This window comes from Plantactinospora siamensis (assembly GCF_042434095.1).
Lineage (GTDB): Bacteria > Actinomycetota > Actinomycetes > Mycobacteriales > Micromonosporaceae > KBS50.
In genome coordinates this window covers 230,339-255,582 of record NZ_JBHLUE010000001.1, presented here as the reverse complement: position 1 = coordinate 255,582, position 25,244 = coordinate 230,339, and the positions used below count along the sequence as shown (strand labels likewise).

26 protein-coding genes are annotated in these 25,244 nt (G+C 74.5%); 20 read left to right on the top strand and 6 right to left on the bottom strand.

Annotated features, from left to right (window positions below):
- Window positions 1-177 precede the first annotated feature (177 nt).
- The 7 genes from ACFFHU_RS01090 (at window position 178) to ACFFHU_RS01060 (ending at window position 6,169) form a co-directional block, all read left to right on the top strand.
- Window positions 178-585: a roadblock/LC7 domain-containing protein gene (locus tag ACFFHU_RS01090; protein WP_377334704.1), complete on the top strand. Its 408-nt coding sequence runs from the start codon at window positions 178-180 to the stop codon at window positions 583-585.
- A 55-nt stretch (window positions 586-640) separates the two neighbouring features.
- Window positions 641-913: a DUF6364 family protein gene (locus ACFFHU_RS01085; RefSeq protein WP_377334702.1), complete on the top strand. Its 273-nt coding sequence runs from the start codon at window positions 641-643 to the stop codon at window positions 911-913.
- The gene (locus tag ACFFHU_RS01080) at window positions 903-1,196 is read left to right on the top strand and encodes a type II toxin-antitoxin system PemK/MazF family toxin (protein WP_377334700.1); all 294 of its coding nucleotides are present in this window, start codon (window positions 903-905) and stop codon (window positions 1,194-1,196) included. The genes ACFFHU_RS01085 and ACFFHU_RS01080 overlap by 11 nt, the downstream gene beginning before the upstream one ends.
- A gap of 167 nt (window positions 1,197-1,363) precedes the next feature.
- Complete coding sequence (gene rplM, locus ACFFHU_RS01075; protein ID WP_377334698.1) at window positions 1,364-1,807, top strand: 50S ribosomal protein L13; 444 nt, start codon at window positions 1,364-1,366, stop codon at window positions 1,805-1,807.
- Window positions 1,808-1,827: 20 nt separating this feature from the next.
- On the top strand, window positions 1,828-2,319 hold the full coding sequence (gene rpsI, locus ACFFHU_RS01070) for a 30S ribosomal protein S9 (protein WP_377334696.1): 492 nt from the start codon (window positions 1,828-1,830) through the stop codon (window positions 2,317-2,319).
- A 111-nt stretch (window positions 2,320-2,430) separates the two neighbouring features.
- Window positions 2,431-3,795 (top strand): phosphoglucosamine mutase, encoded by a 1,365-nt coding sequence (gene glmM / locus ACFFHU_RS01065; protein WP_377334694.1) that lies wholly within the window; start codon window positions 2,431-2,433, stop codon window positions 3,793-3,795.
- Between the two features lie 310 nt (window positions 3,796-4,105).
- Window positions 4,106-6,169, top strand: coding sequence for a glycoside hydrolase family 65 protein (locus tag ACFFHU_RS01060; RefSeq protein WP_377334692.1), 2,064 nt, complete (start codon window positions 4,106-4,108; stop codon window positions 6,167-6,169).
- A 21-nt stretch (window positions 6,170-6,190) separates the two neighbouring features.
- Here the strand turns inward: ACFFHU_RS01060 and ACFFHU_RS01055 are convergent, their stop codons facing one another.
- The 3 genes from ACFFHU_RS01055 to ACFFHU_RS01045 all read right to left on the bottom strand — a co-directional run bounded on the left by ACFFHU_RS01055 (window position 6,191) and on the right by ACFFHU_RS01045 (window position 8,319).
- Window positions 6,191-6,829: a Clp protease N-terminal domain-containing protein gene (locus tag ACFFHU_RS01055; RefSeq protein WP_377334690.1), complete on the bottom strand. Its 639-nt coding sequence runs from the start codon at window positions 6,827-6,829 to the stop codon at window positions 6,191-6,193.
- Window positions 6,829-7,041 carry a helix-turn-helix domain-containing protein gene (locus ACFFHU_RS01050; RefSeq protein ID WP_377334688.1) on the bottom strand — a complete coding sequence of 71 codons (213 nt, stop codon included), beginning with the start codon at window positions 7,039-7,041 and terminating at the stop codon, window positions 6,829-6,831. Before ACFFHU_RS01050 ends, ACFFHU_RS01055 begins: the two co-directional genes overlap by 1 nt.
- A gap of 84 nt (window positions 7,042-7,125) precedes the next feature.
- Window positions 7,126-8,319, bottom strand: a complete 1,194-nt coding sequence (locus tag ACFFHU_RS01045; RefSeq protein WP_377334686.1) for a pyridoxal phosphate-dependent aminotransferase — start codon at window positions 8,317-8,319, stop codon at window positions 7,126-7,128.
- A gap of 221 nt (window positions 8,320-8,540) precedes the next feature.
- Here ACFFHU_RS01045 and glmS point away from each other — a divergent pair, with 221 nt between their 5' ends.
- Window positions 8,541-10,457 (top strand): glutamine--fructose-6-phosphate transaminase (isomerizing), encoded by a 1,917-nt coding sequence (gene glmS, locus ACFFHU_RS01040; protein WP_377334684.1) that lies wholly within the window; start codon window positions 8,541-8,543, stop codon window positions 10,455-10,457.
- A gap of 152 nt (window positions 10,458-10,609) precedes the next feature.
- On the opposite strand, the gene ACFFHU_RS01035 is transcribed toward glmS, so the two are convergent.
- Together ACFFHU_RS01035 and ACFFHU_RS01030 are read right to left on the bottom strand one after the other, a co-directional pair.
- Window positions 10,610-12,193 carry an alpha/beta hydrolase gene (locus ACFFHU_RS01035; protein ID WP_377334682.1) on the bottom strand — a complete coding sequence of 528 codons (1,584 nt, stop codon included), beginning with the start codon at window positions 12,191-12,193 and terminating at the stop codon, window positions 10,610-10,612.
- A complete protein-coding gene (locus ACFFHU_RS01030; RefSeq protein WP_377334680.1) occupies window positions 12,190-12,480 on the bottom strand; it encodes a hypothetical protein in 291 nt (96 codons plus the stop codon). Before ACFFHU_RS01030 ends, ACFFHU_RS01035 begins: the two co-directional genes overlap by 4 nt.
- Window positions 12,481-12,701: 221 nt before the next feature.
- On the opposite strand from ACFFHU_RS01030, the gene ACFFHU_RS01025 reads away from it, so the two are divergent.
- The 6 genes from ACFFHU_RS01025 (at window position 12,702) to ung (ending at window position 18,185) form a co-directional block, all read left to right on the top strand.
- Window positions 12,702-13,070 (top strand): holo-ACP synthase, encoded by a 369-nt coding sequence (locus ACFFHU_RS01025; RefSeq protein ID WP_377334678.1) that lies wholly within the window; start codon window positions 12,702-12,704, stop codon window positions 13,068-13,070.
- Window positions 13,067-14,548: an NAD(P)H-hydrate dehydratase gene (locus ACFFHU_RS01020; protein ID WP_377334676.1), complete on the top strand. Its 1,482-nt coding sequence runs from the start codon at window positions 13,067-13,069 to the stop codon at window positions 14,546-14,548. The genes ACFFHU_RS01025 and ACFFHU_RS01020 overlap by 4 nt, the downstream gene beginning before the upstream one ends.
- Before the next feature lie 9 nt (window positions 14,549-14,557).
- Window positions 14,558-15,676, top strand: a complete 1,119-nt coding sequence (alr, locus tag ACFFHU_RS01015) for an alanine racemase (RefSeq protein ID WP_377334674.1) — start codon at window positions 14,558-14,560, stop codon at window positions 15,674-15,676.
- Between the two features lie 155 nt (window positions 15,677-15,831).
- Entirely contained in the window at window positions 15,832-16,893 is a 1,062-nt protein-coding gene (locus tag ACFFHU_RS01010; protein WP_377334873.1) for an alpha/beta fold hydrolase, read from the top strand.
- Window positions 16,894-16,901: 8 nt separating this feature from the next.
- Complete coding sequence (gene tsaE / locus ACFFHU_RS01005; RefSeq protein WP_377334871.1) at window positions 16,902-17,375, top strand: tRNA (adenosine(37)-N6)-threonylcarbamoyltransferase complex ATPase subunit type 1 TsaE; 474 nt, start codon at window positions 16,902-16,904, stop codon at window positions 17,373-17,375.
- Between the two features lie 108 nt (window positions 17,376-17,483).
- Window positions 17,484-18,185, top strand: coding sequence for a uracil-DNA glycosylase (gene ung / locus ACFFHU_RS01000; RefSeq protein ID WP_377334672.1), 702 nt, complete (start codon window positions 17,484-17,486; stop codon window positions 18,183-18,185).
- Between the two features lie 222 nt (window positions 18,186-18,407).
- Here ung and ACFFHU_RS00995 read toward each other — a convergent pair whose 3' ends face one another.
- Window positions 18,408-18,638: a helix-turn-helix domain-containing protein gene (locus ACFFHU_RS00995; RefSeq protein WP_377334670.1), complete on the bottom strand. Its 231-nt coding sequence runs from the start codon at window positions 18,636-18,638 to the stop codon at window positions 18,408-18,410.
- Between the two features lie 246 nt (window positions 18,639-18,884).
- Between ACFFHU_RS00995 and tsaB the strand changes: the two genes are divergently transcribed.
- From tsaB to ACFFHU_RS00965, 6 genes are all read left to right on the top strand, one after another.
- Window positions 18,885-19,628, top strand: coding sequence for a tRNA (adenosine(37)-N6)-threonylcarbamoyltransferase complex dimerization subunit type 1 TsaB (tsaB, locus tag ACFFHU_RS00990; protein ID WP_377334668.1), 744 nt, complete (start codon window positions 18,885-18,887; stop codon window positions 19,626-19,628).
- A gap of 14 nt (window positions 19,629-19,642) precedes the next feature.
- Entirely contained in the window at window positions 19,643-20,110 is a 468-nt protein-coding gene (rimI, locus tag ACFFHU_RS00985) for a ribosomal protein S18-alanine N-acetyltransferase (RefSeq protein ID WP_377334666.1), read from the top strand.
- Window positions 20,103-21,149: a tRNA (adenosine(37)-N6)-threonylcarbamoyltransferase complex transferase subunit TsaD gene (gene tsaD / locus ACFFHU_RS00980; RefSeq protein WP_377334664.1), complete on the top strand. Its 1,047-nt coding sequence runs from the start codon at window positions 20,103-20,105 to the stop codon at window positions 21,147-21,149. The genes rimI and tsaD overlap by 8 nt, the downstream gene beginning before the upstream one ends.
- Window positions 21,150-21,161: 12 nt before the next feature.
- Window positions 21,162-21,416, top strand: coding sequence for a hypothetical protein (locus ACFFHU_RS00975; protein ID WP_377334662.1), 255 nt, complete (start codon window positions 21,162-21,164; stop codon window positions 21,414-21,416).
- A 114-nt stretch (window positions 21,417-21,530) separates the two neighbouring features.
- Window positions 21,531-23,303: an ABC transporter ATP-binding protein gene (locus tag ACFFHU_RS00970; protein WP_377334660.1), complete on the top strand. Its 1,773-nt coding sequence runs from the start codon at window positions 21,531-21,533 to the stop codon at window positions 23,301-23,303.
- Window positions 23,300-25,237, top strand: coding sequence for an ABC transporter ATP-binding protein (locus ACFFHU_RS00965; RefSeq protein ID WP_377334658.1), 1,938 nt, complete (start codon window positions 23,300-23,302; stop codon window positions 25,235-25,237). Before ACFFHU_RS00970 ends, ACFFHU_RS00965 begins: the two co-directional genes overlap by 4 nt.
- The last annotated feature ends 7 nt before the right edge of the window (window positions 25,238-25,244 follow it).

Here is a 25,244-nt window from a genome sequence, read left to right as displayed (position 1 = left end):
GACCTTGGCGAGGTGACCGGCCACTGTGGCATGATCAGGCGCCGTCACATGGATCACACCCGGCGCGGCGCCGGATCGGTACCCCGGATCCCACCGTCGCCCGGCGTGACCTGCCTCGGTCGGTTCGCCCACGCCGTCCGGCGGCAACCGCATCCGTCAGCGAAGGAGACGAGCGACATGAACAGGCCACCGGCGATGCAGGACATGGGCTGGCTGCTGAGCAACTTCGCCGACAGCGTGGCGGGCATCGCGCACGTGGTGGCGGTCTCGGCGGACGGCCTGCTGCTCGCGCAGTCCCGGGATCTTCCCGCGGACCGGGCCGACCAGCTCGCGGCCATCACCTCGGGCGTGGTCAGCCTGACCGAGGGCGCGGCCCGGATGTTCAGCGCGGGCGGGGTGTTGCAGACCGTCATCGAGATGGACAGCGGCTACCTCTTCCTCATGTCGATCAGCGACGGCTCGTCCATGGCGGTCCTCGCGGCCCGCAGCTGCGACGTGGGGCAGGTCGGCTACGAGATGGCCCTGCTCGTCGAGCGGGTGGGCGCCGCGCTGTCGCCCAAGCCGCGGGAAAACAGCCACAGCTGAGCCCGACCCGGGCGCTCGGATGACCGCTGGTCATACCGGGGGTACGCTGGACGGCATGACGGCCAAGGTGACGCTCTCGTTCTCGGACGAGACGATCGAGGATGCCAAGCGCCTCGCCCGCCAGGAGGGCATGTCGCTGTCGGCCTGGATCGATCTGGCCGCCCGAGAGAAGGCGCTGCGGGAGGTCTTCGCGGCGCACGCCGACGCGCTCGGCCGGGCCGGGCTCGACCTGGAGTCGGCTGCCCTGGCCGACGAGCGTGAGGTCGAGATGGTGGACGCGGCGCTGTTCGGCCCGACGGGCGGCCGCGGGCGCCGGCGTGCTGCGTAGGGGCGAGATCTGGCGCATCGACGGCGCGCGGCAGCGGCTCGGCCTGGTGATCAGCTCGGACGTCTACAACGGCACGGACGTACCGATAGTGATCGTGGCGGAGGTGGTCGCCGAGGAGTTGCTGCGCGATTCGCCGCTCGCGGTCCGGATGGGCGATTTCGTGATCATGCCGGACCGGATCTCCTCGCCGATGAAGAAGTGGTTCACCGAATGCGTGGACATCGCCGACAGCGACACGATGAACCGGATTTCCCGGGCATTGCGGACGCTACAGAATCTGTGACGGACGCCCCGCCCGACCCGTTTTGACCCGGCGGCGCACCCCCGGGTATCGTTGCCTGCTGGTGTGCAAAACCCAGAGCGTGCCCCTCAGGTACGCTTGGTCGCCTCGGCGTGCCTGGTGTGTTCCGGCGCGCGACCTCCAGACCGACGACGAGACAAGGTAGACCTGTGCGTACGTACAGCCCGAAGCCGGGTGAGATCGAGCGTCAGTGGCACGTGATCGACGCTTCCGATGTCGTGCTGGGCCGTCTGGCCACCCATGTCGCCACGCTGCTGCGCGGCAAGCACAAGCCGACTTTCGCGCCGCACGTCGACACCGGTGACTTCGTCGTCATCGTGAATGCCGGCAAGGTGGCCCTGACCGGCAACAAGCGGCAGCAGAAGATCGCCTACCGGCACTCCGGTTACCCGGGCGGCCTCAAGCAGGTCGGGTACGAGGAGCTGCTGACCAAGCGGCCCGAGCGGGCGGTCGAGCTGGCCGTCAAGGGCATGCTCCCGCACAACAAGCTCGGCCGTCAGCTGATCAAGAAGCTGAAGGTCTACGCCGGTGCCGAGCACCCGCACGCCGCGCAGCAGCCGGTGCCGTTCGAGATCAAGCAGATCGCGCAGTGAGCGCGGACGAAGGAACCAGCATGACCGACATCAGCGCGACCGCAGTTGCCGACTCCGACTCCGATTCCGTGGCCGAGGCCCCGGCGCCCGCCGTCACGGCCGCCCCGGTCGCCCGCCCCCGCGGTGACCGCCCGATCCAGACCGTCGGCCGCCGCAAGGAGGCCATCGTCCGGGTCCGCATCGTGCCGGGCAGTGGCAAGATCACCTGCAACGGCCGGGACCTCGAGGCGTACTTCCCGAGCAAGGTGCACCAGCAGCTCATCCGCGAGCCGCTCGTGACCACGGAAAAGGCCGAGGCCTTCGACGTGATCGCCAACCTCCGCGGCGGCGGCATCACCGGCCAGGCCGGCGCGCTGCGGCTGGGCATCGCCCGCGCGCTGATCGCGAACGAGCCGGACGACCGGCCGTCGCTGAAGAAGGCCGGCTTCCTCACCCGGGACGCCCGGGTCAAGGAGAGCAAGAAGTACGGCCTCAAGAAGGCGCGCAAGGCGCCGCAGTACTCGAAGCGCTGATCGCACAGCGACATTCGATTTCCGTACGACGAAACGGCTGGGCCCCCCTCCCAACGGTGGTGGGCCCAGCCGTTTCGCTTTCCCCCCACGGTCACGGCGGAGGTTGCGCGCATGGCGCGGTTGTTCGGCACTGACGGCGTACGCGGACGGGCGAACGCCGACCTGACCCCGGAGCTGGCCATGGCGGTCGCGGTCGCGGCGGCGCACACGCTCGCGGAGAAGGACAAGACCCACCCGCCGCTGGCGCTGGTCGGCCGGGATACCCGGGCCAGCGGCGAGATGCTGGAGGCCGCCGTGGTGGCCGGGCTGGCCAGCGCGGGCGCGAACGTGCTCCGGGTGGGCGTGCTGCCGACCCCGGCCGTGGCGTTCCTGGTCAGCGAGGCGAAGGCCGACTTCGGCGTGATGCTCTCCGCCTCGCACAACCCCATGCCGGACAACGGGGTGAAGATTTTCGCGGCGGGCGGTCAGAAGCTTCCCGACGAGGTCGAGCTGCAGATCGAGGCGGCGGTCGAGGCCAACAGCACGCCGACCTGGGAACGCCCGACCGGCGCCGACGTCGGCCGGGTGCATGACCTGATCGACGGCGCCGAGCACTACGTCCAGCACCTCGTCGGCTCGATTGGTCCGTCGCTCAACGGCCTGAAGGTCGTGGTGGACTGCGCGAACGGCGCGGCCTCCGAGGTGGCGCCCGCGGCGTACCGGAAGGCCGGGGCGGAGGTGGTCGCCCTGAACGCCGAGCCGGACGGCATCAACATCAACGACGGCTGCGGGTCCAACCACCTGGACGGGCTCCGCGCCGCGGTCGTGCGGCACGGCGCGCACCTCGGGCTCGCCCACGACGGCGACGCCGACCGGTGCGTGGCGGTGACCGCCGACGGCGCAGAGGTGGACGGTGACCAGATCATGGCGATCCTCGCGCTCGCCATGCACGAGGCCGGAACCCTCACCGGGGACACCCTGGTCGCGACCGTGATGAGCAACCTCGGTCTGCGCCTGGCGATGTCCGCCCGGGGCATCCGGCTGGTCGAGACCAGGGTCGGCGACCGGTACGTCCTCGACGAGCTGCGTGCCTCGGGCCTCGCGCTCGGCGGCGAGCAGAGCGGACACATCGTGCTGCCCGCGTACGCGACCACCGGCGACGGGGTGCTGACCGGCCTGCAGCTGATGGCCCGGATGGTGGCCACCGGCCAACCGCTGGCCGAGTTGGCGTCGGCGATGACCAAGCTGCCGCAGATTTTGATCAACGTGCCGGTGGCCGACCGCGCGGTTGGCGCCGGTGCGCCCGCCGTGCTGGCCGCGGTGGCCGACGTGGAGGCCGCGCTGGGCGAGACGGGCCGGGTGCTGCTCCGCCCGTCCGGCACCGAGCTGCTGGTCCGGGTGATGGTGGAGGCGGCCACCCAGGAGGTCGCCGAGGCCGCCGCCGAGCGGATCGCCGCCGAGGTCCGGCTCGCCAGCCCGGCGGTGCCCTCGTCCTAGCCGGACAGCCCCTCGGCGTCAGCAGTCTGTGTGACGGGCGTGTCGTGTCCGGGCGCGATGGGGGCCGCGTACCGCGAATGGCCCCACACCGCTGGCTCGCGACTTAGGCTTGCGCGGGAAGCTGCAGAAATCCTCGAGCTCCCGCCGGGCCTTCGTGCTCGGCGTCGGCCTCGGCCTGACCAGCAGCCGCACGTGCTGCACGGTTGTTCCGCGACGGCCCAAGACAAGGTCGGCCGCGTGCTCCAACGGTGAACGCAGGTGCCAGTCGTGCGTCCGCGAAGCCGGTCCCACCGCGCCTGGGAGGCACGAAATGAGCGAACCGATCAGCCCGGACCCGGTGCGCGAATGGCGCCCCGACCACGTGCCGGTCTACGTGTCCAACGGCCTGATCGGGCTGCGGTTCGAGGTGGCGCCGCTGCGTGGCGTGGCGACGGTCAACGGCTTCGTCGGGGCCGACCCCCGCGACAAGGTGGAGTCCCTCCTGCCCATCCCGTACCCGCTGGTCGGCGACGTGTCGGTCGACGGGACCCCGATCTCGTCGGTTCCGTTGGGGGCACTCCTGCGCGAGCAACGGTACGACTTCGCCCGCGGCGAGGTGCACACCGCGTTGACCTTCACCACCGGCGGCGTACGCGCTGACATCGACATCCTCACCGTCTGCAACAAGGCGTGCCCGACTATCGCCATGCAGGAGGTGACCGTCCGGGTCGACGGCCGTTGCGAGCTTGAGCTGACCGCTGGCGTGGACGCCGGCGGGCCCCTGGGCATCCCGTTCCTGGTCGAGCTGGGCTCGGGCGGCCGGTACGGGTCCGCGGACGGCGTGCTGGGCTGGCGCGGGCCGGGCGACGTGTCCTCCTGCGGCATCACCTGGGCGACCGAGTTGGCCGGCGCCGAGGGCTGCACCCCGGAGTTCCGACACACCGTCACGGGCCGCACGGCGACCGCCTACCGGGTCACCGCGCGGCCCGGGCGGGAGTACCGGCTGCGCCAGCTCACCAGCGTGGTGACCGACGCCTTCCACTGGGAGCCGCATCTGCACGCCGTCCGGATGCTCGACGACGCGCGGCAGCGCGGCTTCGAAGCGCTGCTCGCCGAGCACGCCGAGCGGTGGGCGCAGTTATGGCGTGGCCGCATCGAGTTGCTCGGCGCCCCGAGTCGGTGGCAGGCGCTGACCGACGCGGCGTTCTTCTACCTGCACACCTCCGTGCACCGCGCGTCGCCGAGCCACACCTCACCGTTCGGCATGGCGTACTGGCCGGACTATCACTACTACCGCGGCCACGTGATGTGGGACATCGAGACCTTCGCGGTGCCGGCCCTGCTGCTGACCCAACCGGACACGGCGCGGTCACTGCTGGGCTACCGCCGTTCCCGCCTCGGCGGTGCGCGTTCCAACGCCGAGGCGCAGGGATACGCGGGGGCGCAGTTCCCGTGGGAGAGCGGCCCCCGCACCGGCCAGGAGGCCACCCCGATGGGCGGGGAGGCCCCGACCACCGAGCACCACGTCAGCGCGGACGTGGCGCTGGCATTGGCCCGGTACGTGCATGCCACCGGGGATGACGAATTCGCTCGCGAGGCGGCCTGGCCGGTGCTGTTCGAAATCGCCCGGTGGGTGGCCAGCCGCGTGCGGCACACCGGGCGGGGCTACGAGATCCAGCGGGTGCAGGGGATCGCCGAGACCGGTGGACCGGTGGACAACAACGCCTTCGTCAACATGTCGGCGGCGATGGCGCTGCGCGAGGCGGCAGCTCTCGGCCCTGCGCTGGGCTTGCGCGTGAACGATGTGTGGGCCCGCATCGCCGACAACCTCGTGCTGCCGCGGAACGAGGACGGCGCGATCATCAACCACGACGACTACCGACCGGACGAGCCGAAGGGATCCACCCCGGAGGCCGCCGCCGGGATCTTCCCCGGCGGCTATCCGGTCGATCCGGAGACGGAACGGCGCACCTTTTCCGCGGCGGTGGACAACGTCGACGGGTACCTGGGCTCGCCCATGCTCTCGGCCATGACCGGTGTATATGCGGCACGCCTGGGGGAACGGGACCGGGCGCTCGAGCTGTACGAGCGCGGCTTCGCCGAGTTCGTGGCCCAGCCATACTGCGTCGTCACCGAGTACAGCCCGTCGGTCTACCCGGACCTCCCACGCGCCGGGCCGTTCATCGCCAACCTCGGCGGCTTCCTGACCGGCTGCCTGTACGGGCTCACGGGGATGACCCTGCGCGAGGGGGATCCCGCGGGCTGGTGCGACCGACCGGTGACGATGCCGCAGGGCTGGGATGGCGTGCACGTCGAGCGGCTGTGGGTCCGCGGACGCCCGGCGACGCTGACGGCTGTGCACGGTGAGGACCGCGCGAGGCTTGATCTCGCGTGACCGCGCACAGATCCTCGCGCCCTAGCCGGCGGGGGTGCGGAGGGTGGCCTCGGTGCGCTGCCGCAGGGCGGTGAAGTCGACGCCGGCGTCGGCGAGGATGCGGGCCGCCAGCCCGCCGTTCTCGCGAAGCAGGCCGAGCAGGATGTGCTCGGTGCCGATGTGCCGGTGCCCGAGCCGCAGGGCCTCGCGCAGCGACAGTTCCAGCACCTTCTTGGCGCGCGGCGCGAACGGCAGGCGCCAGCCGGGCTCCACGGATCCGCTGGCCCGACCCCGGCGCGCCCCCAGCCACCGGCGCGCCCGGCCGGCCGTACCGGAAAACCGCCGCGACGGCTCGTCGGTGGGCGGCTCGAGGGCGTCCGGCCCGAAGGTGTGCTCCAGCCGGTCGCGGATGGCGGCCAGGTCGATACCGATCGTCCGCAGCGCGGCCGCGTCCGTCTCGCCGAGCGTGCCGGGCGCGTCATCGTGCAGCCGCACGATGGCCGCCTCGACGCCGTCGGCGGTCACCCCGGCGTCGTGCAGTGCCTCGGCGGTGCCGTCGTGCTGCCGGAGCAGCGCGAGCAGAAGGTGCTCGGTGCCGATCCGCCGGTGCCGCAGCCGCCGGGCCGCCGCCTGGGCCTCGACCACGGTCGTCCGGGCCGGTTGGGTGAACCGCTCGAACATCAGGACCTCCCGGAATGCTTCTTGTGAACGGCCTGCTTGCTGACTCCGAGCGCGTCCGCTATCTCCTGCCAGGACCAACCGTTCCGGCGGGCGTTGTCCACCTGCAGTACCTCGAGGGCGTCGGCGAGGCGGTGCAGGGCGACCACGGCCCGCAGCCCGGTGGCGGGGTCGGCACTGCTGGCCGCCGCGGCGACCTCGGACGCGTTCTCCATGCCGTCAACATTAGTTGACACCAAGGACACTGTCAACAGAAGTTGACGCCCTGGCTGTCGAGGGTGGGCGAAGCGACGGCGGGGTCAGGTGGTCGGGCGGAGCCCGTGCAGTCGGGTGACCGCCTCGGCCAGCACCTCGGGGCGCTTGCAGAAGGCGAACCGGATGATCCGCCGCCCGGCCTCGACGTCGTCGTAGAAGACCTGGGTGGGCACCGCCACCACTCCGCACCGGGCCGGCAGCTCCCGGCAGAACTCGATGCCGTCGCGGCCGCCGAGCGCGTCGATCCCGGCCGTGACGAAGTATGTCCCGTCCGGCCGCAGCACCTCGAAGCCGGCCTCTCGCAGGCCGGCCACCAGGCGGTCCCGGCGCTGGAGCTGGCCGGCCAGGAACTCGGTGAAGTAGCTGTCGGGCAGGCCCAGCGCCACCGCCACGGCCGGTTGCAGCGGCGCCCCGCCGGCGAAGGTGAGGAACTGCTTTACCCGGAGGGTCGCCCCGACCAGTGGTGCCGGACCGCTCACCCAGCCGATCTTCCAGCCGGTGCAGGAGAACGTCTTGCCCGCCGAGGAGATCCGTAGCGTGCGCTCGCGCATTCCGGGCAGCGTGGCCAGCGGGATGTGCGGCGCCGCGGCGTCGGGAAACACCAGGTGCTCGTACACCTCGTCGGTGAGCGCCACGGCGTCGTGCTCCTGGCACAGCTCGGCGACCTGCCCGAGTTCCGCGGCCGTGAACACCTTGCCGGTCGGGTTGTGCGGCGAGTTGAGCAGGACCAGCCTGGTCCGCGGCCCGAAGGCGGCACGCAGCGCCGCCGGGTCGAAGCCGTATCGGCCGTCGTCGGTCGGGTGCAGCGTCACCGGCCGGCGGACCGCGCCGGCCAGGGCGATCGACGCCGCGTACGAGTCGTAGTACGGCTCGAAGCAGACGACCTCGTCGCCCGGCTCGCAGAGGGCGAGGATCGCGGCGGCGATCGCCTCCGTGGCGCCCGCGGTGATCAGCACCTCGCCGTCGGGGTCGTAGTCGAGTCCCCAGAACCGGCGCTGGTGAGCGGCCACGGCGGCACGCAGGCCCGGCGTGCCCGGGCCCGGCGGGTACTGGTTCGCCCCGTCCCGGATGGCCGCCGCGGCCGCCGCGAGCATCTCGGGCGGTCCGTCGGTGTCCGGAAAGCCCTGGCCCAGGTTCACGGCGCCGGTGCGGACGGCGAGCGCCGACATCTCCGCGAAGATCGTCGTGCCGAACGGGCGCATCCGAGCGACCAGGGGATCCGATCCGGTCATCGTCACGCCGCCCAGCCTAAGCAGCGATCGCTCGACCGGCTATGGTCGCCAGCCTGGCCCGTGGCCGGCCGGCGTCGGGCGACGAGGTGGGACACACCAACCAAAGGCAGGACTGCGTCGACAACTGACCGATTTGTCACACCCGGTCGGTAAGCGAGCAGAAACGCTGATTGTTTCGGCGGCTTTCGCGCAGGCGTGGTGAGCGAAACTCGGCTAGGCTGCGGGCCATGTGTGGAATCGTGGGGTACGCCGGTGGTCGGCCGGCGCTGGGGATCGTCCTGGACGGGCTGCGGCGACTCGAATATCGCGGCTACGACTCGGCGGGCGTGGCGGTCATCTGCGCCGACGAACTGCTCACCGAGAAGCGCGCCGGCAAGCTGGCCAACCTGGAGAAGGCGCTGCACGAGCGGGTGGCCGAGGACTCCGATTCGCAGCGGTGCGCCCAGGGCGGCGGCATCGACACCGGCACGACGGCCATCGGGCACACCCGGTGGGCGACCCACGGCGGCCCAACCGACCGGAACGCCCACCCGCACACCGACCCCGCCGGCCGGGTCGCGGTCATCCACAACGGCATCATCGAGAACTTCGGCAAGCTGCGGGCGGAACTCGAGGCCGACGGGGTCGTCTTCAGCAGCGACACCGACACCGAGTGCGCCGCGCACCTGCTCGCCGGGGCGCTGGCCCGGCTGCGCGCCGACGGTGAGCAGGACGGACCGCGCCTGCTGGCCGAGGCGATGCGCGAGGTGAGCCGGCGGCTGGAGGGCGCGTTCACCCTGCTCGCCGTCGACTCGGCGGTGCCCGGGGCGGTGGTCGGGGCGCGTCGCAACTCCCCCCTGGTGGTCGGCCGGGGCGCGGGGGAGAACTACCTGGCCAGCGACGTGGCGGCGTTCATCGAGCACACCCGGGAGGCCATCGAGCTGGGTCAGGACCAGGTCGTGCTGATCACGGCCGACGAGATCGAGATCACCGACTTCGACGGGCAGCCCGCCACGGGCAAGGACTTCCACATCGACTGGGACGCCTCGGCCGCCGAGAAGGGCGGCTACGACTGGTTCATGCTCAAGGAGATCGAGGAGCAGCCGGCCGCCATCGCCGACACGCTGCTGGGCCGGCTCACCGAGAACGGCGAGATCATGCTGGACGAGGTGCGGCTGAGCGACCAGGACCTGCGCGACGTGGACAAGGTGTTCATCGTGGCCTGCGGCACGTCCTATCACGCCGGGCTGGTGGCGAAGTATGCCATCGAGCACTGGACGAGGATCCCCTGCGAGGTCGAGCTGGCCAGCGAATTCCGCTATCGCGACCCGGTGCTCGACCGGTCGACGCTGGTGGTGGTGATCTCGCAGTCCGGCGAGACCATGGACACCCTGATGGCGCTGCGGCACGCCAAGGAGCAGAAGGCCCGGGTCCTGGCCATCTGCAACACCAACGGCTCGACCATCCCGCGCGAGTCCGACGCCGTGCTCTACACCCACGGCGGCCCCGAGATCGCGGTGGCGTCGACCAAGGCCTTCCTCACCCAGGTCGTGGCCTGCTATCTGATCGGCCTGCACCTGGCCCAGGTGCGCGGCATCAAGTACGCCGACGAGGTGAGCGCCGTGGTCGAGCAGCTCAACCAGGTGCCGGGCAAGCTGCGCGACCTGCTCGAGCGGATCGAGCCGGTACGCGAGCTGGGCCGGGACCTCAAGGACGCGCGGACGGTGCTGTTCATCGGGCGGCACGTCGGCTACCCGGTGGCGCTGGAGGGGGCGCTCAAGCTCAAGGAGCTCGCCTACATGCACGCCGAGGGCTTCGCGGCGGGCGAGCTCAAGCACGGCCCGATCTCGCTCATCGACCAGGGCACCCCGGTCGTCTGCGTGGTGCCCTCCCCGGCCGGCCGCGGCATGCTGCACGACAAGATCGTGTCGAACATCCAGGAGGTGCGTGCGCGCGGCGCCCGGACCATCGTCATCGCCGAGGAGGGTGATGAGGCCGTGCTCCCGTACGCGGATCACGTGATCCCCGTGCCGCGCACCCCCACGCTGCTGGCGCCGCTGCTCACCACCGTGCCGTTGCAGGTGCTGGCCGCGGAGATCGCCGCCGCCCGCGGGCACGACGTGGACCAGCCGCGGAACCTCGCCAAGTCGGTGACCGTGGAGTGAGCCGGGCGCGCCGGCGCCGCCCAGCCGCGACGCGGGGGCTCGGCGTGCCGGGAACGACGCGGGGGCTCGGCGTGCCGGGAACGGCGCGGGGGCTCGGCGTGCCGGGAACGGCGCGAGGGCTCGGCGTGCCGGGAACGGCGCGGGCTGGCCCCTCACGGGTGGCCGCCGAGGACGATCCGGGCCATCCCGTCCAGCGCCGGGTTGCCGGCGTCCCAGTAGCCGCCGTGCCCATGCGGCGTGCCGGCGAAGACGCCCGCGCCGAAGGCCGGGTCCACCGGGTTCCGCCCGAACCACAGCTCCCGGCCCGGGGCGGCCAGCGCCCACCCCGGCGGTAGGTCCGGCGGACCAACCGGGCGGAGCGCGTCGCCGAGCAGGCCGGCCGGTCGCCGCGCGGCGTACTGGATCGGGTCGTCGCCGGCCGTGGTCGCCCAGACCCGGCCGGCCGGCAGCCCGAGGTCGGCGGCGTGCTCGACGCCCACTCCGGGCGAGCCCACCAGCACCAGCGCGTCGGCGGCGAAGCCGGGCAGCCGCGCGGTCGAGCCGACCACCAGCGAGCCGTAGCTGTGGCCCAGCACGGTCAGCCGGACCGGACCGCCGTCGTGGCCGGCCCGCAGCCCGGCCACGAACCGGTGCAGCCCCGGCGCCGCCGTGTCCGCCGGGGCTCGCCGGGCGGCCTCGTCGAGGAAGTCCGGCGCGTCGTAATCCAGCCACAGCACCCCGGCGGCGCCGTCGGCCGGCGCCAGTTCGGCGCACCGGTCCACGACCCGCTCGACCCGGCTCAGCTCACCGGCCGCGTCGGCCAGGTCGGCGGTCATCCCGGGAACGTAGGTGAGCACGGTGTCGGCCGCGTCCGGATCGCCCACGGCCACCACGGCGCGCCCGTCGGCCGAGGCGTCGAGGCCGAGCAGGTAGGCCCGCCGACCCGGCGCGGCCAGCCGGGTGGACAGCGCGTCGAGGCCGGCCAGCGACCGGGACAGGCGGCTCAGCTCGACGGCCACCCAGGGCGGCCGATGTCCGGTCAGCAGCCGGAGGCGGCGGGTCAGCAGTTCGGCTCGCAACGCGCCCAGCAGCAGCCGGTTGGCCCGGTCCCGGACCGCCGCGGGCAGCCCGTCGAGCCGGCCGACCAGCGCCGGCGCCCGGGCCACGAACCAGGCCCGCGCGGCGTCGCCCAGACCGTCCCACCAGCGGCATACGGCGGCGGGTGCGGCGCCCGGCGCGGGCGCACCGGCCGGCGCGTCCGCGGGCAGCTCCGGGCCCGTGCGGCGGGCGAGCGCCGTCAGCCGGCCGGCCGTCTCGGCATCCGCGTCGCCGGCCAGGGTGAGCGCGGCGCGGATCTGCTCGACCGCCCGGGCCCGGCCCGGTTCCGCCCCGGTCGGCGCGGCCGGCCCGAACGACACCGCGCCCCGCGGGTCCACGGCCAGCCCTTCGCCCTCGGCCGCCGACACGGCCGTGCCGAGCAGCGCCCTGGCCCGGTCCAGCCGGTCCGCGAACCGGCTGAGCAGCTGGTCGGCCTCCAGCAGCGCCGGTCGACCGTCGGACATCGCCCGGCCCAGCCCGTCGAGCCGGCCCAGCGCGGCGCGTCCGGCCGGACCGGTCCAGTCACCGGCCAGCCGCCGGCCGACGCTGGCCAGCTCCGCCTCGCGGCGATCCAGGGTCCCCACCCCGGCCCGCCAGTCCCCGGCGGCCGCCCGCCAGGCGTCCGGGTCGGCGGCCCAGAGCTGGGCGTAACGGATCATCGCCGCTGCGCCAGCCGGGCCGCCGCGCGCTCGTCGGCCCGGTCGTAGCCGTCGGCCGCGGCGCGCAGCGCGTCGGCCGTGCCACCGACCCGGGCCGCCAGCCCGGCCAGCCAGTCCCGCACCGCGGCCTCCAGCCCGGCCAGCGCGGTCGCGGTGGCCCAGCCCGGGGCCGGAACCGGCGGGGGCGCTCCCGGCGGCCCGGACCGCAGCCGCGCCGAGACGCCGACCAGGTCGACGGCGGCGTCCCGCACCGCGCCGGTGCGTACCGAGATGGGGTCGTCGGTCATGCGCTCCTCCAGGTGCCCGTACGTCGATGCGGGTCCGACGCTAGGCGCCCGGACGGGCGGCCGGGCGGCCCTGTGGACGAGCGGACCGGTCGGCACCCCACGGCCATCCACAGGGCTTGCGGGGGCTGGCGCCGCCGCGCTACCGTCCGCCGCCCCGGTCGCCGGCAGGGGTTCCCGGGACGGGTCCGGGGCGGGCGGGTCCGGGCCGCTAGGGTGAGGTGGTGATCGTGGCAGTCGGTATCGACGTGGTTCTCGTCGATCGCTTCGCCCGTGCCCTGGCCCGGACGCCGCTGCTGGGCGACCGGCTCTTCACCGAGGCGGAACGGACCACCGGCTCGGGCAATCCGCGCTCCCCGGAGTCGCTGGCCGCGCGGTTCGCCGCCAAGGAGGCGGTGGCCAAGGCGCTCGGCGCGCCGGCCGGGCTGCGCTGGCACGACTGCGAGGTGGTCGCCGACCCGGACGGTCGGCCCTGGCTGACCGTCTCCGGCACGGTGGCCGCCGCGGCCACCGAACGCGGCGTCAACCGCTGGCACCTCTCGCTCTCGCACGATGGCGGGATCGCCTCTGCCATGGTGGTGGCGGAGCGATGAGGGCCGCCTGGCGGGTCGCCGACGTACGCGCGGCGGAACGGGCCCTGCTCGCCACCGTGCCACCGGACACCCTCATGCACCGGGCCGCCGCCGGGCTGGCCCGGCGGTGTGCGCTGCTGCTGGCCGAGCGCGGCGGGGTCTACGGGTCCCGGGTCCTGCTGCTGGTCGGGTCGGGTGACAACGGGGGCGACGCGCTGTTCGCCGGGGCCCTGCTGGCCGGCCGCGGCGTCGCGGTGTCGGCGCTGCTGCTCCGCCCCGACCGGACGCACCCGGCCGGGCTGGCCGCGCTGCGGGCCGCCGGCGGTCGGCCGGTCGCGGACCTGCCGGACCGGGCCGACCTGGTGCTGGACGGCATCGTCGGGATCGGTGGGCACGGCGGGCTGCGGGACGACGCCGCCCGGCTGGTGGCCGGGCTGGCCGGCCTGGTGGACCGGGACGGCGCCCGCCCGCCCGTGGTGGCCGTCGACGTCCCCAGCGGCGTCGAGGTGGACAGCGGGGACGTGCCGGACGACGGGGACGGTGCGCCGGCGGCCGTGACCGCGGACGTGACGGTGACGTTCGGCTGCCACAAGCCGGCCCTGGTGGTGGGACCGGCGGCCGCACGTGCCGGCGAGGTCGAGCTGGTGGACATCGGGCTGGGCCCGTGGCTGCGCGCCGAGCCCGCGCTGCGGGTCCCGGAGTGGGCCGACATCCTCGACTGGTGGCCCGAGCTGACGGCCTCGTCCGAGAAGTACAACCGGGGCGTGGTGGGCGTGGCCACCGGGTCGGCCACCTATCCCGGCGCGGCCGTGCTCTCGGTCGCCGGCGCGCTGGCCGGGCCGACCGGCCTGGTCCGGTACGCCGGCGGCGCCAAGGCCGAGGTGCTGCACCACCACCCGTCGGTGATCGCCACCGAGCGGGTGGCCGACGCGGGCCGGGTGCAGGCCTGGGTCTGCGGCTCCGGGCTCGGCTCGGGCGACGACGCGAGCGCGGCGCTGCGTACCGTGCTCGCGGCGCCGGTCCCGGTCGTGCTGGACGCCGACGGGCTGAGCCTGCTGGCCGACGATTCGGGCCCGGACCGGCTGCGGGACCGGGACGCCCCGACGGTGGTCACCCCGCACGACCGGGAGTTCCGCCGGCTCGCCGGCGAGCCGCCCGGCGCGGACCGGGTGGCCGCCGCGCACCGGCTGGCGGCCCGGCTGAACGTCGTGGTCCTGCTCAAGGGCGACCGCACGGTCGTGGCCACCCCGGACGGCCGGGCGTACGCCAACCCCACCGGCACCCCGGCGCTGGCCACCGGCGGCACCGGGGACGTGCTGTCCGGCCTGCTCGGCTCGCTGCTGGCCGCCGGGCTGGCGCCGGAGCGGGCCGCCGTGGCCGCGGCGTACCTGCACGGGCTGGCCGGCCGGACGGCGGCCCGGCGCGGCCCGGTGACCGCGCCCGACGTGGCCGCCGCGCTGGCCGACGTGGTGCCCTCGGCCGTGCCGAGCGCTGGATAGGCTGGGTGCATGTGGCAGGCTGAGGTGCGGGTCGATCTTGACGCGATCCGGGAGAACGTGGCCCGGTTGCGCGCCGGCACCACGGCCGAGGTGATGGCGGTGGTCAAAGGCGACGGGTACGGCCACGGCATGCTGCCGGCGGCCCGGGCGGCGCTCGACGGCGGCGCCACCTGGCTGGGGGTTTGCACCCTCGACGAGGCCCTCACGCTGCGCCGGGAGGGCGTCACCGCGCCCGTGCTGGCCTGGCTGCTGGCTCCCGGGCTGCCGCTGCACGAAGGCGTCGAAGCGGACATCGACCTCAATGCCGCCAGCACCGACCAGCTCGCCGAGCTGGTGGCGGCGGCCGATCGGGCCGGCAGGCCGGCCCGGGCGCACCTGAAGATCGACACCGGGTTGTCCCGCGGCGGCGCCACCGCGGCCGACTGGCCGGCGCTGGTCGAGGCCGCCGCGAAGGCCCAGGCCGCGGGCTCGGTCGAGGTGGTCGGGGTGTGGAGCCATTTCGTGTACGCGGACGCGCCCGGCCACCCGACCATCGACCGGCAGCTGGCGGCGTTCCACGAGGCGCTGGCGGTGGCCGAACGGGCCGGGTTGCGGCCCCGCTACCGGCACCTGGCCAACTCGGCGGCCACGCTGACCCGCCCGGACACCCACTTCGACCTGGTCCGGCCGGGCATCGCGGTCTACGGGCTGTCCCCGGTGGCCGGCGATACGTACGGGCTGCGGCCCGCGATGACCGCCCGGGCCCGGGTGATCGTGGTGAAGCGGGTGCCGGCCGGCACGGGCGTCTCGTACGGGCACACCTACCACACGGAGCGGGAGACGACGCTGGCCGTGGTGCCGCTCGGCTACGCCGACGGGGTGCCCCGGCACGCCTCGAACGCCGGCCCGGTGCGGTTGGCCGGCCGGAACCGTACCGTGGCCGGGCGGGTCTGCATGGACCAGATCGTGCTGGACTGCGGCGACGACCCAGTGGCCGCCGGCGACGTGGCGACGCTGTTCGGCAGCGGCGCCGACGGGGAGCCGACGGCCGACGACTGGGCGGCCGCGGTGGGCACCATCAACTACGAGATCGTCACCCGGTTCGGCAGCCCCCGGGTGCCCCGGGTCTACGACGGGCTCCGGGCGTGACCGGCGCCGACCAGCAGCCGGCCGGCGTCGCGCAACGGACCGTCGGGGCGGCGCAGCGGGCCGCAGAGGCGGGTCAGCGGGTCGCCGAGACGGGACAGCGCGGACGGCCGCGATCCGGGATCCCCGCCCCCCGCTCCGCGGTCCGGGTGGCCGGGATGGTGGGCGCCGCCGTGGGCGTGGCCGCGGCCGGGATGGCCGCGGGCATCGCCGCGGAACGGGCGGTGGTACGCCGCTCCAAGCGCGGCGCCGACCCGTACGCGGACGAGGTCTTCGGCCCGCAGGCCCGGGACGAGGAGCTGTCGGTCGAGTTGCCGGACGGCACCGACCTGCACGTGGAGATCGTGCATCCGCGGCAGCCCGACGCGGCCCGGCCGACCCTGGTCTTCGTGCACGGCTTCTGCCTGGACATGGGGACCTTCCACTTCCAGCGCACGGCCCTCGCCCGGCGCGGCGACCACCGGATGGTCTTTTACGACCAGCCCGGCCACGGCCGGTCCGGCTCGCTGCAGACCGGCGAGTACGACCTGGCCCGCCTCGGCGACGCCCTGCAGGAGGTGATCAGCCGGACGGCGCCGGCCGGGCCGCTGGTGCTGATCGGCCATTCGATGGGCGGGATGACCATCATGGCGCTGGCCGAGCGGCATCCCGAGCTGTTCGGGGACCGGGTGGTCGGCACGGTGCTGATGGCCACCTCGGCCGGCCGGCTGCGGCAGAGCCGGCTGGGCCTGCCGGCCGTGCTGGGCAAGGCGGGGGCGCCGCTGCTCGGCCGCGCGGGCGTTCCGTTGCTGCCGGTCCTGGACAATGCCACCCGACTCACCGGAGGCGTCTTCGACCGGGCCCGCCGGGCCACCTCCAACGTGGCCTGGCTGCTCACTCGCCGGTACGGCTTCGGCACCGACCGGCCGAGCCCGGCGCTCGTCTCCTATGTGGAGGAGATGAACAGCCACACCACCACCGAGACGGTGGCGCGCTACCTGCGTACCCTTTACATGCACTCCCGCTACCCGGCGCTGGCGGCGCTGGCCGGCGCCCCGGCTCTGGTGATCGTGGGTGACAAGGATGTGATCACGCCGCCCGAGCAGTCCGCGGAGATCGTCCGCCGGCTGCCGGACGCCGAGTTCGTCACGGTGCCGGACAGCGGTCACGTGGTGATGCTCGAGCACGCGGACGTCGTGAACGCCGCCCTGCTGGACTTCCTGGACAGGTTGGAGAAGTGAACCGTACGGTGCGGACATTGCCCACGGTCGAGGACACCCACGCGTACGGTCGGGCGCTGGCCGGCCGGCTGCGGGCCGGCGACCTGCTGGTCCTCACCGGCCCGCTCGGCGCCGGCAAGACGGCGCTGGTCCGCGGGATCGGCGCGGGGCTGGGGGTGGCCGGCGAGGTGACCTCGCCGACCTTCGTGATCGCCCGGGTGCACCGGCCGGACCCGGCGCGTGGCGGCCGGGTCGCGCTGGTGCACGCCGACGCGTACCGGCTGGGCGACGCGGCCGACCCGCGGGCCGAGATCGACGACCTCGACCTGGACGCCTCGATGGACGAGGCGGTCACCGTGGTCGAGTGGGGCGAGGGGATGGTCGAGCAGCTGGGCGACGCGCACCTGCGGGTCCGGATCGACCGGCGCGACGACGACATCCGGCTGGTGGAGCTCGAACCGGTCGGCGGCGACTGGGCGGCCCGGTTGGCCGGGATGGACTGAGCCGAGGCGGAGGCCGGCGTCGGGCGCAGTGTCGTAGCCCCGCCGTAGCCTCCGGCATGTCCCGGACCCGCCCGACCGCCCCGCTGATCCGACCGGAGAACCTCGCCGATGACCACTGCCGTTCCGGCACTCGACCTGCCCGCGCTGCTGCCCGCCTCCTGGCGGGCGGCGCTGGCGCCGCACCTGGACCCGGCCGGCACGGCCGAGCTCGGCGAGTTCGTGGCCCGGGAGTACGCCACCCGCCGCGTCTACCCGCCGGTGGAGGACCTCTTCGCCGCCTACCGGCGTTGCGCGCCGGAGGACTGCCGGGTGCTCCTGCTCGGGCAGGATCCCTACCACCGGCCGGGGCAGGCGCACGGGTTGAGCTTCAGCGTGCGGCCCGGCGTACGCGTTCCGCCGTCGCTGCGGAACGTCTTCCGGGAGCTGGCCGCCGACCTGGGGGTGACGCCGCCCACCGGCGGCGACCTCACCGGCTGGGCCGCGCAGGGGGTGCTGCTGCTCAACTCGGTGCTGACCGTCCGGGAGGGCAGCCCCAACTCGCACGCCGGGCACGGCTGGGAGGCGTTCACCGACGCCACGATCCGGGCCCTGGACGCCCGCGACCAGCGGATCGTCTTCCTGCTGTGGGGCGGCTACGCCCGGCGCAAGCGCGGGCTCATCACCAACCCGGGGCACGTGGTGCTGGAGGCCGGGCATCCCAGCCCGCTCAACCCGCGTGGCTTCCTGGGCTGCCGGGCGTTCAGCGCCACCAACAAGGCCCTCGCCGACGCCGGCCGGCCCACCATCGACTGGACCCGGTCAGCCGGCTGACCCCGCCCGGTCCGACGCGGCCGGCGTTGGTTCCTCGGCCGACGTGGCCGGCGTTGGCTCCTCGGGCAGTGCGGCCGATTTCTGCCCCTGGTCCGGCGCGTGCTGCTCGCGGTAGCGCCGCAGCAGCGCCGCGACCGCGGGATCGGCGATCTGCAGCGGGGCGAGCGGGACGACCCGGTAGGTCGTCGCCCCGTGGCGTACCTCGATCGGTTTGGGCAGCCGTCAATCGACTTCGGCGTCCAGCGGCTCGACACCGACGGTCAGCTGACTGCCGAGGACGGCGAGCAGCCGGCCCACCATGGCGAGGCTGGGTGAGCGGTCGCCGGTCTCGACCCGTGCCACCGTCGCCTGGCTGACGCCCGCGCGAGCGGCGAGCTGGGCCTGGGTCAGCCGGTGCAGCTCACGCTCGCGCCGCAGCGTGGTTCCGATGATCTTCTGGAGTCGGTCCGCCATCCGGTCAGGATGCGCCCGGACCGGCGGGAGCCATACCACCCAGTCATATCTATGACTGGGTGGTATGGCTCCCGCCGAGAAGCTCGATTCCCCCATGGTCACGCCGCATGGCGATCGCCCGGGTCGACGTGATCGATCGCCGGTCGCATGCCGGTGTCGACCGTCGGGTCAGGCGCGGGGCCGACCGTCGGTGCTGGGTGCCGGGTAACGGCGAGCGCCGATCCGGTGGGAGCTAGGGTTCTTCTCGTGCTCGTACTCGTGGTGGATTCGTCGACCCCGGCCGTCACGGCGGCGCTGGCCGAGCTGCCCGCGGGCCCCTCCTGGCCCGTCGACCCGGCGGCGGTCGGTGACCCGGCGGCTGCCGGTGTGCCGAGCGGTGGCGAGGTGGTGATCCGGGCCGAACGGCGGACCGTCGACGCCCGCGCCCATGGCGAGCTGCTGGCGCCGGAGATCGAGGCGGTCCTCGCCGAGGTGGACGCGCGGCCGGCGGACCTGCGGGCGATCGTGGCGGGCACCGGGCCGGGACCGTTCACCGGCCTGCGGGTCGGGCTGGTCACGGCCGCGACCATGGGCCAGGTGCTGAACATCCCGACGTACGGGGTCTGCTCGCTGGACGCGATCGGCCGGGCCGCCGCGGCCGGCCAGCCCGTGTTGGTGGCGAGCGACGCCCGGCGCCGGGAGATCTACTGGGCGGTCTATGACGGGGTGGGGATCCGGCTGGCCGGCCCCGAGGTGGGCCCCGCGGAGGCGGCCGTCGACGCGGCCCGCGAGCTGGGCGCGGTGGCCGCGGTGGGTGAGGGAGCGCACCGGTACGCCGACCGGATCGACCTCCCGCTGCTGGCCGACCCCCGATTCCCGCCGACCCTGGCGCTCGGCGAGCTGGCCGTCGCGCGGCTCAGGTCCGGGGCGTCCACCGAGCCGCTCACGCCGCTCTACCTGCGCCGCCCGGACGCGGTGGCGGCCACCGCGCGCAAGCCGGTGCTGCCCTGAGAAGCCCCGCGGAGATGACAACCGCGCCCAGCGACGCCGTCCGCATCCTGCCGATGCGGTGGTGGCACATCGAGGACATCCTGCCGATCGAGGACGACGCGTTCGGCGCCGACCGGTGGTCGCCGGCGATGTTCTGGAACGAACTGGCGAACCGTCACCACTACCTGATCGCCGTGGAGCCGCCCACCGGGCGGCTGGTGGGCTACGCGGGCCTGGCGCTGCAGCCCCCCAGCGAGGCGTGGGTGCAGAGCATCGCGGTGCGCCGGGACAGCCGGCGCTCGGGGGTGGGCCGGGCGCTGCTGACCGAGCTGCTGCGGGTCGCCCAGGACGCGGGCGCCCGCAGCGTGCTGCTGGAGGTGGCCGTCGACAACGCGCCGGCCCAGCGGCTGTACGCGGCGTACGGCTTCGAGCCGCTCGGCATCCGGCGCGGCTACTACCAATCGAGCAACACCGACGCGCTGGTGATGGAGCGACATGGCTGACGAACCGCTGATCCTCGGCATCGAGACGTCCTGCGACGAGACCGGCGTGGGCATCGTCCGCGGGCACACCCTGCTGGCCGATGCGATCGCCTCCAGCGTCGAGGAGCACGCCCGGTTCGGCGGGGTGGTGCCGGAGGTGGCCAGCCGGGCACACCTGGAGGCGATCGTGCCCACCATGCGGCGCGCGCTGGCCGAGGCCGGGGTCACGATCGCCGACATCGACGCGATCGCGGTCACCGCCGGCCCGGGCCTGGCCGGCGCCCTGCTGGTGGGGGTGGCCGCCGCCAAGGGCTACGCGCTGGCGGCCGAGAAGCCCGTGTACGGCGTCAACCATCTCGCCGCGCACGTGGCCGTGGACACGCTGGAGCACGGGCCGCTGCCGGAGCCGGCCGTGGCGCTGCTGGTGTCGGGCGGCCACTCGTCGCTGCTGCTCGTCGACGACCTGGCCCGCGGCGTGACCCCGCTGGGCGCCACCATCGACGACGCGGCCGGCGAGGCGTTCGACAAGGTGGCCCGGCTGCTCGGGCTGCCGTTCCCCGGCGGGCCGCCGATCGACCGGGAGGCCCGGGCCGGCGACCCGGCGGCGATCGCCTTCCCGCGCGGGCTCACCGCGCCGAAGGACCTGGCCGCGCACCGGTTCGACTTTTCGTTCTCCGGTCTCAAGACCGCGGTGGCGCGTTGGGTCGAGGCCCGGCAGCGGGCCGGCGAGCCGGTGCCGGTGGCCGACGTGGCCGCGTCCTTCCAGGAGGCCGTCTGCGACGTGCTGGCCACCAAGGCGATCGACGCGTGCCGGACGAACGGCGTGGAGACCCTGGTGATCGGCGGCGGCGTGGCGGCCAACTCGCGGCTGCGGGCGGTGGCGCAGGAGCGGGCCGCCCGGTACGGCATCCGGGTCCGGGTGCCGCGGCCGAAGCTGTGTACCGACAACGGCGCCATGGTGGCCGCCCTCGGCGCGCACCTGGTGGCCGCGAACGTGGCGCCGAGCCGGCTCGACCTGCCGGCCGACAGCGCGCTGCCGTTGACCGTGGTCAGCGTGTAGGAGGACGACCGGATGATCGTACGGATGTGGGAGGCGCGGGCCGAGCCGAAGGGGTTCGCCGACCTCATCGACTGGGTCTGCGACGTGGCGCTGCCCGAGTTCGAGCACGATCCGCGGCACGCGGGCAGCGAGGTGTTCACCTCGACCGACGAGCGCGTGGTGGTGATCTCCCGGTGGCGGGGCGACCCCCGGCCGCTGCCGGAGCCGCCCGCGCGCCTGCTGGCCCGCCCGCCGCACGAGTGGGACTTCACCCCGGTCGACCGGTGAGGAAGGGCCCCCTTTTATCGTTTCCGGTATAGGAAGGGTCCCCTCCTAACCGGGATCGCCTGCTCGGGGCTAAATCGGTGGCGACCGGCAGGTTCGGTTCGTACCGTCCGAGGGGTGCGCGCCCTCCCCGTCGCCGATCCCGGCGTACCCGATGCCCGGTCCCCGCTCCGGCTGCTGTGCTGGCTGGCGGCCCGGGCCTGGCCGTCGCTGGTCGCCGGCATCGTCTTCGGCGTCGTCTGGACGGTGAGCCAGGCGCTCATGCCGGCCGCCCTCGGCCGGGCGGTCGACGGCATCGCGGCCGGGGACGAGGCCGGCCTGCTGCGGTGGAGCGTGGTGCTGCTCGTACTGGGGCTCGTCCAGGCCGGCACGGGCATCCTCCGGCACCGGATGGCGGTCTACAACTGGCTGTCCGCCGCGTACCGGGTGGTGCAGGCGACCATCGACCAGGCGAACCGGGTCGGCGCCACCCTGCCGCGGCGGATGGCCGCGGGCGAGGTGGTCAGCATCGGCACCTCCGACATCAGCCACGTGGGCGGCGCGCTGGAGATCACCGCGCGGGGCACCGGCGCGGTGGTGGCGATCGGCACGGTCACCGCGATCCTGCTGCACACCTCGGTCCGGCTGGGCCTGGTGGTGCTGCTCGGCGTGCCGCTGCTGCTGGCCGTCGTGAGCCTGCTGATCCGTCCGCTGCACCGCCGGCAGAAGGCGTACCGGGACCAGCAGGCCGCGCTGGCCACCCGGGCCGGGGACATCGTGACCGGCCTGCGGGTGTTGCGCGGCGTCGGCGGAGAGCCGGTGGTCTCGGCCCGGTACGCCCTCCAGTCCCAGCTGCTGCGCGAGCGGGGCGTACGGGTGGCCCGGATCGAGTCGCTGCTCGCGGGTGCGGAGGTCCTGCTGCCCGGGGCGTTCGTCGCGCTGCTCACCTGGTTGGGCGCCCGGTTCGTGCTGCGCGGCGAGATCACACCCGGACAGCTGGTGGCCTTCTACGGGTACGCCGCCTTCCTGGTCAGCCCGCTGCGCGCGATCACCGAGGCCATCGACAAGATCACCAAGGGCCACGTGGCCGCCCGCCGGGTGGTCGAGCTGCTCCGGTTGCGGCCGGAGATCGCCGACCCGGCGGCGCCGGTGACGCCGCCCAGCGGTCCGGGTGAGCTGGTGGACGACCGCTCGGGCCTGGTGCTCCGGCCGGGGCGGTGCACCGGGCTGGTGACCACGCCGGCGGCCGAGGCGGCGCGGCTCGCCGACCGCCTCGGCCGGTACGTCGACAGCGTCGACGGTCAGGACGACGTGACGCTGGACGGCGTACCGCTGCGGGACCTGGAACTGGCGACGGTCCGGCGCCGGATCCTGGTGGCCGACAACGACGCCGTCCTCTTCTCCGGACCGCTGCGCGCGGAGCTGGACCCGCGGGACGAGGCCGGGGACGAGCGGATCATGGCGGCGCTGGTGGCCGCCAGCGCCACCGACATCATCGAGGCGCTGCCCGACGGGCTGTCCGCTCCGGTGGCCGAGCGCGGGCGGGAGTTCTCCGGCGGCCAGCAGCAGCGGCTGCGGCTGGCCCGCGCGCTGGTCGCGGACCCGGAGATCCTCGTGCTGGTGGAGCCGACGAGCGCGGTCGACGCGCACACCGAGGCGCGGGTGGCCGACCGGCTGCGGTCGGCGCGGGCCGGCCGGACCACGCTGGTCTGCACCAGCAGCCCGCTGGTGCTGGACCGGACCGACCACGTGGTGTTCGTCCGGGACGGCCGGGTGGCGGCCGAGGGGAGCCATCGCGAGCTGCTGGCCGGGGTGCCGGCGTACCGCGCCGCGGTGAGCCGGGCCGAGGCCGAGGACGAGCAGGCCGGCGGGGTGGCCCCGCGCCGGGAGACGGCGGAGGTACGGGCATGAGCGGGCAGGCCCTCCCGGTAGCGGACGGCCGGCAGGTGCGACGGTACGCCCGAGCGGTCGTCCGCCGGCATCCCCGGGCGCTCGGGCTGGCGCTCGGCCTGCACGCGCTGGCCGCGATCGCCGGGTTGGCCGCGCCGCGGCTGCTCGGCGACCTGGTCGAGGCGGTGTCCCGGGGCACCGGCACGGTCACCGTGGACTGCATCGCGCTGGCCATTGGCGGCTTCGTGGTGGTCCAGTCGGTGCTCACCCGGTTTGCGTACTTCGCCTCGGCCCGGCTCGGTGAGCGGGTGCTGGCAGAGCTGCGCGAGGAGTTCGTGGACCGGGTGCTCGCCATCCCGCTGTCCACCGTGGAGCGCGCCGGCACGGGCGACCTGCTCACCCGCACCTCCCGGGACGTGTCGGCGCTGTCCCAGACGGTCCGCTTCGCCGTACCGGACACGCTGATCGCGCTGGTCACCATGCTCTTCCTGGTGGGCGCGCTGATCCTGGTTGGGCCGCTGCTGGCGCTGTCCTGCCTGGTGGCCGTGCCGCCGCTGTACGCCGTCATGCGCTGGTACCTGCGCCGGGCGCCGCAGGGCTACCTGCGGGAGAACGCCGCGTACTCGGACGTCACCGACGGGATCAGCGAGACCGTCGACGGGTCGCGCACCACCGAGGCGCTGGGCCAGCAGGCGCGCCGGCGGGCCCGCACCGACGCGGACATCGGACGCTCGTACGCGGCCGAGCGGTACACCCTCTTCCTGCGCTCGGTGGCCTGGCCGGTCTCCGAGGCGAGCTACGTGCTGCCCGTGGTGGTGACCCTGCTGCTGGGCGGCTGGCTGCACCTGCGCGGCTTGGCCACCCTCGGCCAGGTGACCGCGGCGGCCCTGTACGCGCAGCAGCTCATCGAGCCGCTGGACCGGTTGCTGTCCTGGATGGACGAGTTGCAGGTGGGCGGCGCCTCGATGGCCCGGCTGCTCGGCGTGGCCAGGCTGCCCGGCGACGACGACCGCCGGTCCCGCGACGCTGCCGGCAGCGGTGCGGGGGCCGACGCCGGCTCGCGCGGCGGCGGCGGTTCGCGGGATGGCGCCGGTTCGCCGGATGGCGCCGGCTCACGCGGCGGCGCCGGTTCGCGCGGCGGCGCCGGTTCGCGCGATGGTGCCGGCTCCGGCGTCGATGCTGGCAGCGACGCGCCCGGGGGCGCGGAGCCGCGGCCGGCGTCCAGCGCCCGGGCCTCGCTGCAGGCCGAGGAGGTCCGGTACGCGTACCGGGCCGGTCGGGACGTGCTGCACGGGGTGACCCTGCGGCTGCGACCCGGTGAGCGGCTCGCCATGGTGGGCCCGTCCGGTGCTGGCAAGTCAACCCTGGGCCGGCTGCTGGCGGGCATCCACGAGCCGCGGTCCGGCTCGGTCACCGTGGGCGGCGCGTCGCTGCACGAGCTGCCGCTGGCCGACCTGCGCCGGGAGGTGGCGCTGGTCAGCCAGGAGCACCACGTCTTCCTCGGTACGGTGCGGGACAACCTCACGATGGTCCGCCCGGAGGCCACCGAGCGGGAGGTCCGGGAGGCGCTGGCGGCCGTCGACGCCCTGGACTGGGTGCTCGCCCTGCCGGCCGGCCTGGACACCGAGGTGGGCACCGGGCGGCACCAGCTGGGTGCGGCCCAGGCGCAGCAGCTGGCGCTGGCCCGGCTGGTGCTCGCCGATCCGCACACGCTCGTGCTCGACGAGGCCACCTCGCTGATCGACCCGCGCGCCGCCCGACACCTGGAACGGTCCCTGGCCGGGGTGCTGCACGGCCGGACGGTGGTGGCCATCGCGCACCGGCTGTTCTCGGCGCACGACGCGGACCGGGTCGCCGTGGTGGAGGACGGCCGGATCACCGAACTCGGCTCGCACGACGAGCTGGTCGCGGCCGGCGGCTCGTACGCCTCGCTCTGGCGCTCCTGGCACGGCTGACGCGCCT

Coding starts and splice junctions, on each gene's coding strand:
- rpsI (WP_377334696.1), top strand. CDS start 1,828: ATGACCGACATCAGCGCGACCGCAGTTGCCGACTCCGACTCCGATTCC.
- ACFFHU_RS01035 (WP_377334682.1), bottom strand. CDS start 12,193: ATGATCCGTTACGCCCAGCTCTGGGCCGCCGACCCGGACGCCTGGCGG.
- ACFFHU_RS01085 (WP_377334702.1), top strand. CDS start 641: ATGACGGCCAAGGTGACGCTCTCGTTCTCGGACGAGACGATCGAGGAT.
- ACFFHU_RS01020 (WP_377334676.1), top strand. CDS start 13,067: ATGAGGGCCGCCTGGCGGGTCGCCGACGTACGCGCGGCGGAACGGGCC.
- ACFFHU_RS00995 (WP_377334670.1), bottom strand. CDS start 18,638: ATGGCGGACCGACTCCAGAAGATCATCGGAACCACGCTGCGGCGCGAG.
- ACFFHU_RS01050 (WP_377334688.1), bottom strand. CDS start 7,041: ATGGAGAACGCGTCCGAGGTCGCCGCGGCGGCCAGCAGTGCCGACCCC.
- ACFFHU_RS00965 (WP_377334658.1), top strand. CDS start 23,300: ATGAGCGGGCAGGCCCTCCCGGTAGCGGACGGCCGGCAGGTGCGACGG.
- tsaD (WP_377334664.1), top strand. CDS start 20,103: ATGGCTGACGAACCGCTGATCCTCGGCATCGAGACGTCCTGCGACGAG.
- ACFFHU_RS01055 (WP_377334690.1), bottom strand. CDS start 6,829: ATGTTCGAGCGGTTCACCCAACCGGCCCGGACGACCGTGGTCGAGGCC.
- glmS (WP_377334684.1), top strand. CDS start 8,541: ATGTGTGGAATCGTGGGGTACGCCGGTGGTCGGCCGGCGCTGGGGATC.
- ACFFHU_RS01010 (WP_377334873.1), top strand. CDS start 15,832: ATGGTGGGCGCCGCCGTGGGCGTGGCCGCGGCCGGGATGGCCGCGGGC.
- ACFFHU_RS01030 (WP_377334680.1), bottom strand. CDS start 12,480: ATGACCGACGACCCCATCTCGGTACGCACCGGCGCGGTGCGGGACGCC.
- ACFFHU_RS00975 (WP_377334662.1), top strand. CDS start 21,162: ATGATCGTACGGATGTGGGAGGCGCGGGCCGAGCCGAAGGGGTTCGCC.
- glmM (WP_377334694.1), top strand. CDS start 2,431: ATGGCGCGGTTGTTCGGCACTGACGGCGTACGCGGACGGGCGAACGCC.
- ACFFHU_RS01090 (WP_377334704.1), top strand. CDS start 178: ATGAACAGGCCACCGGCGATGCAGGACATGGGCTGGCTGCTGAGCAAC.
- rimI (WP_377334666.1), top strand. CDS start 19,643: ATGACAACCGCGCCCAGCGACGCCGTCCGCATCCTGCCGATGCGGTGG.
- ACFFHU_RS01060 (WP_377334692.1), top strand. CDS start 4,106: ATGAGCGAACCGATCAGCCCGGACCCGGTGCGCGAATGGCGCCCCGAC.
- alr (WP_377334674.1), top strand. CDS start 14,558: ATGTGGCAGGCTGAGGTGCGGGTCGATCTTGACGCGATCCGGGAGAAC.
- ung (WP_377334672.1), top strand. CDS start 17,484: ATGACCACTGCCGTTCCGGCACTCGACCTGCCCGCGCTGCTGCCCGCC.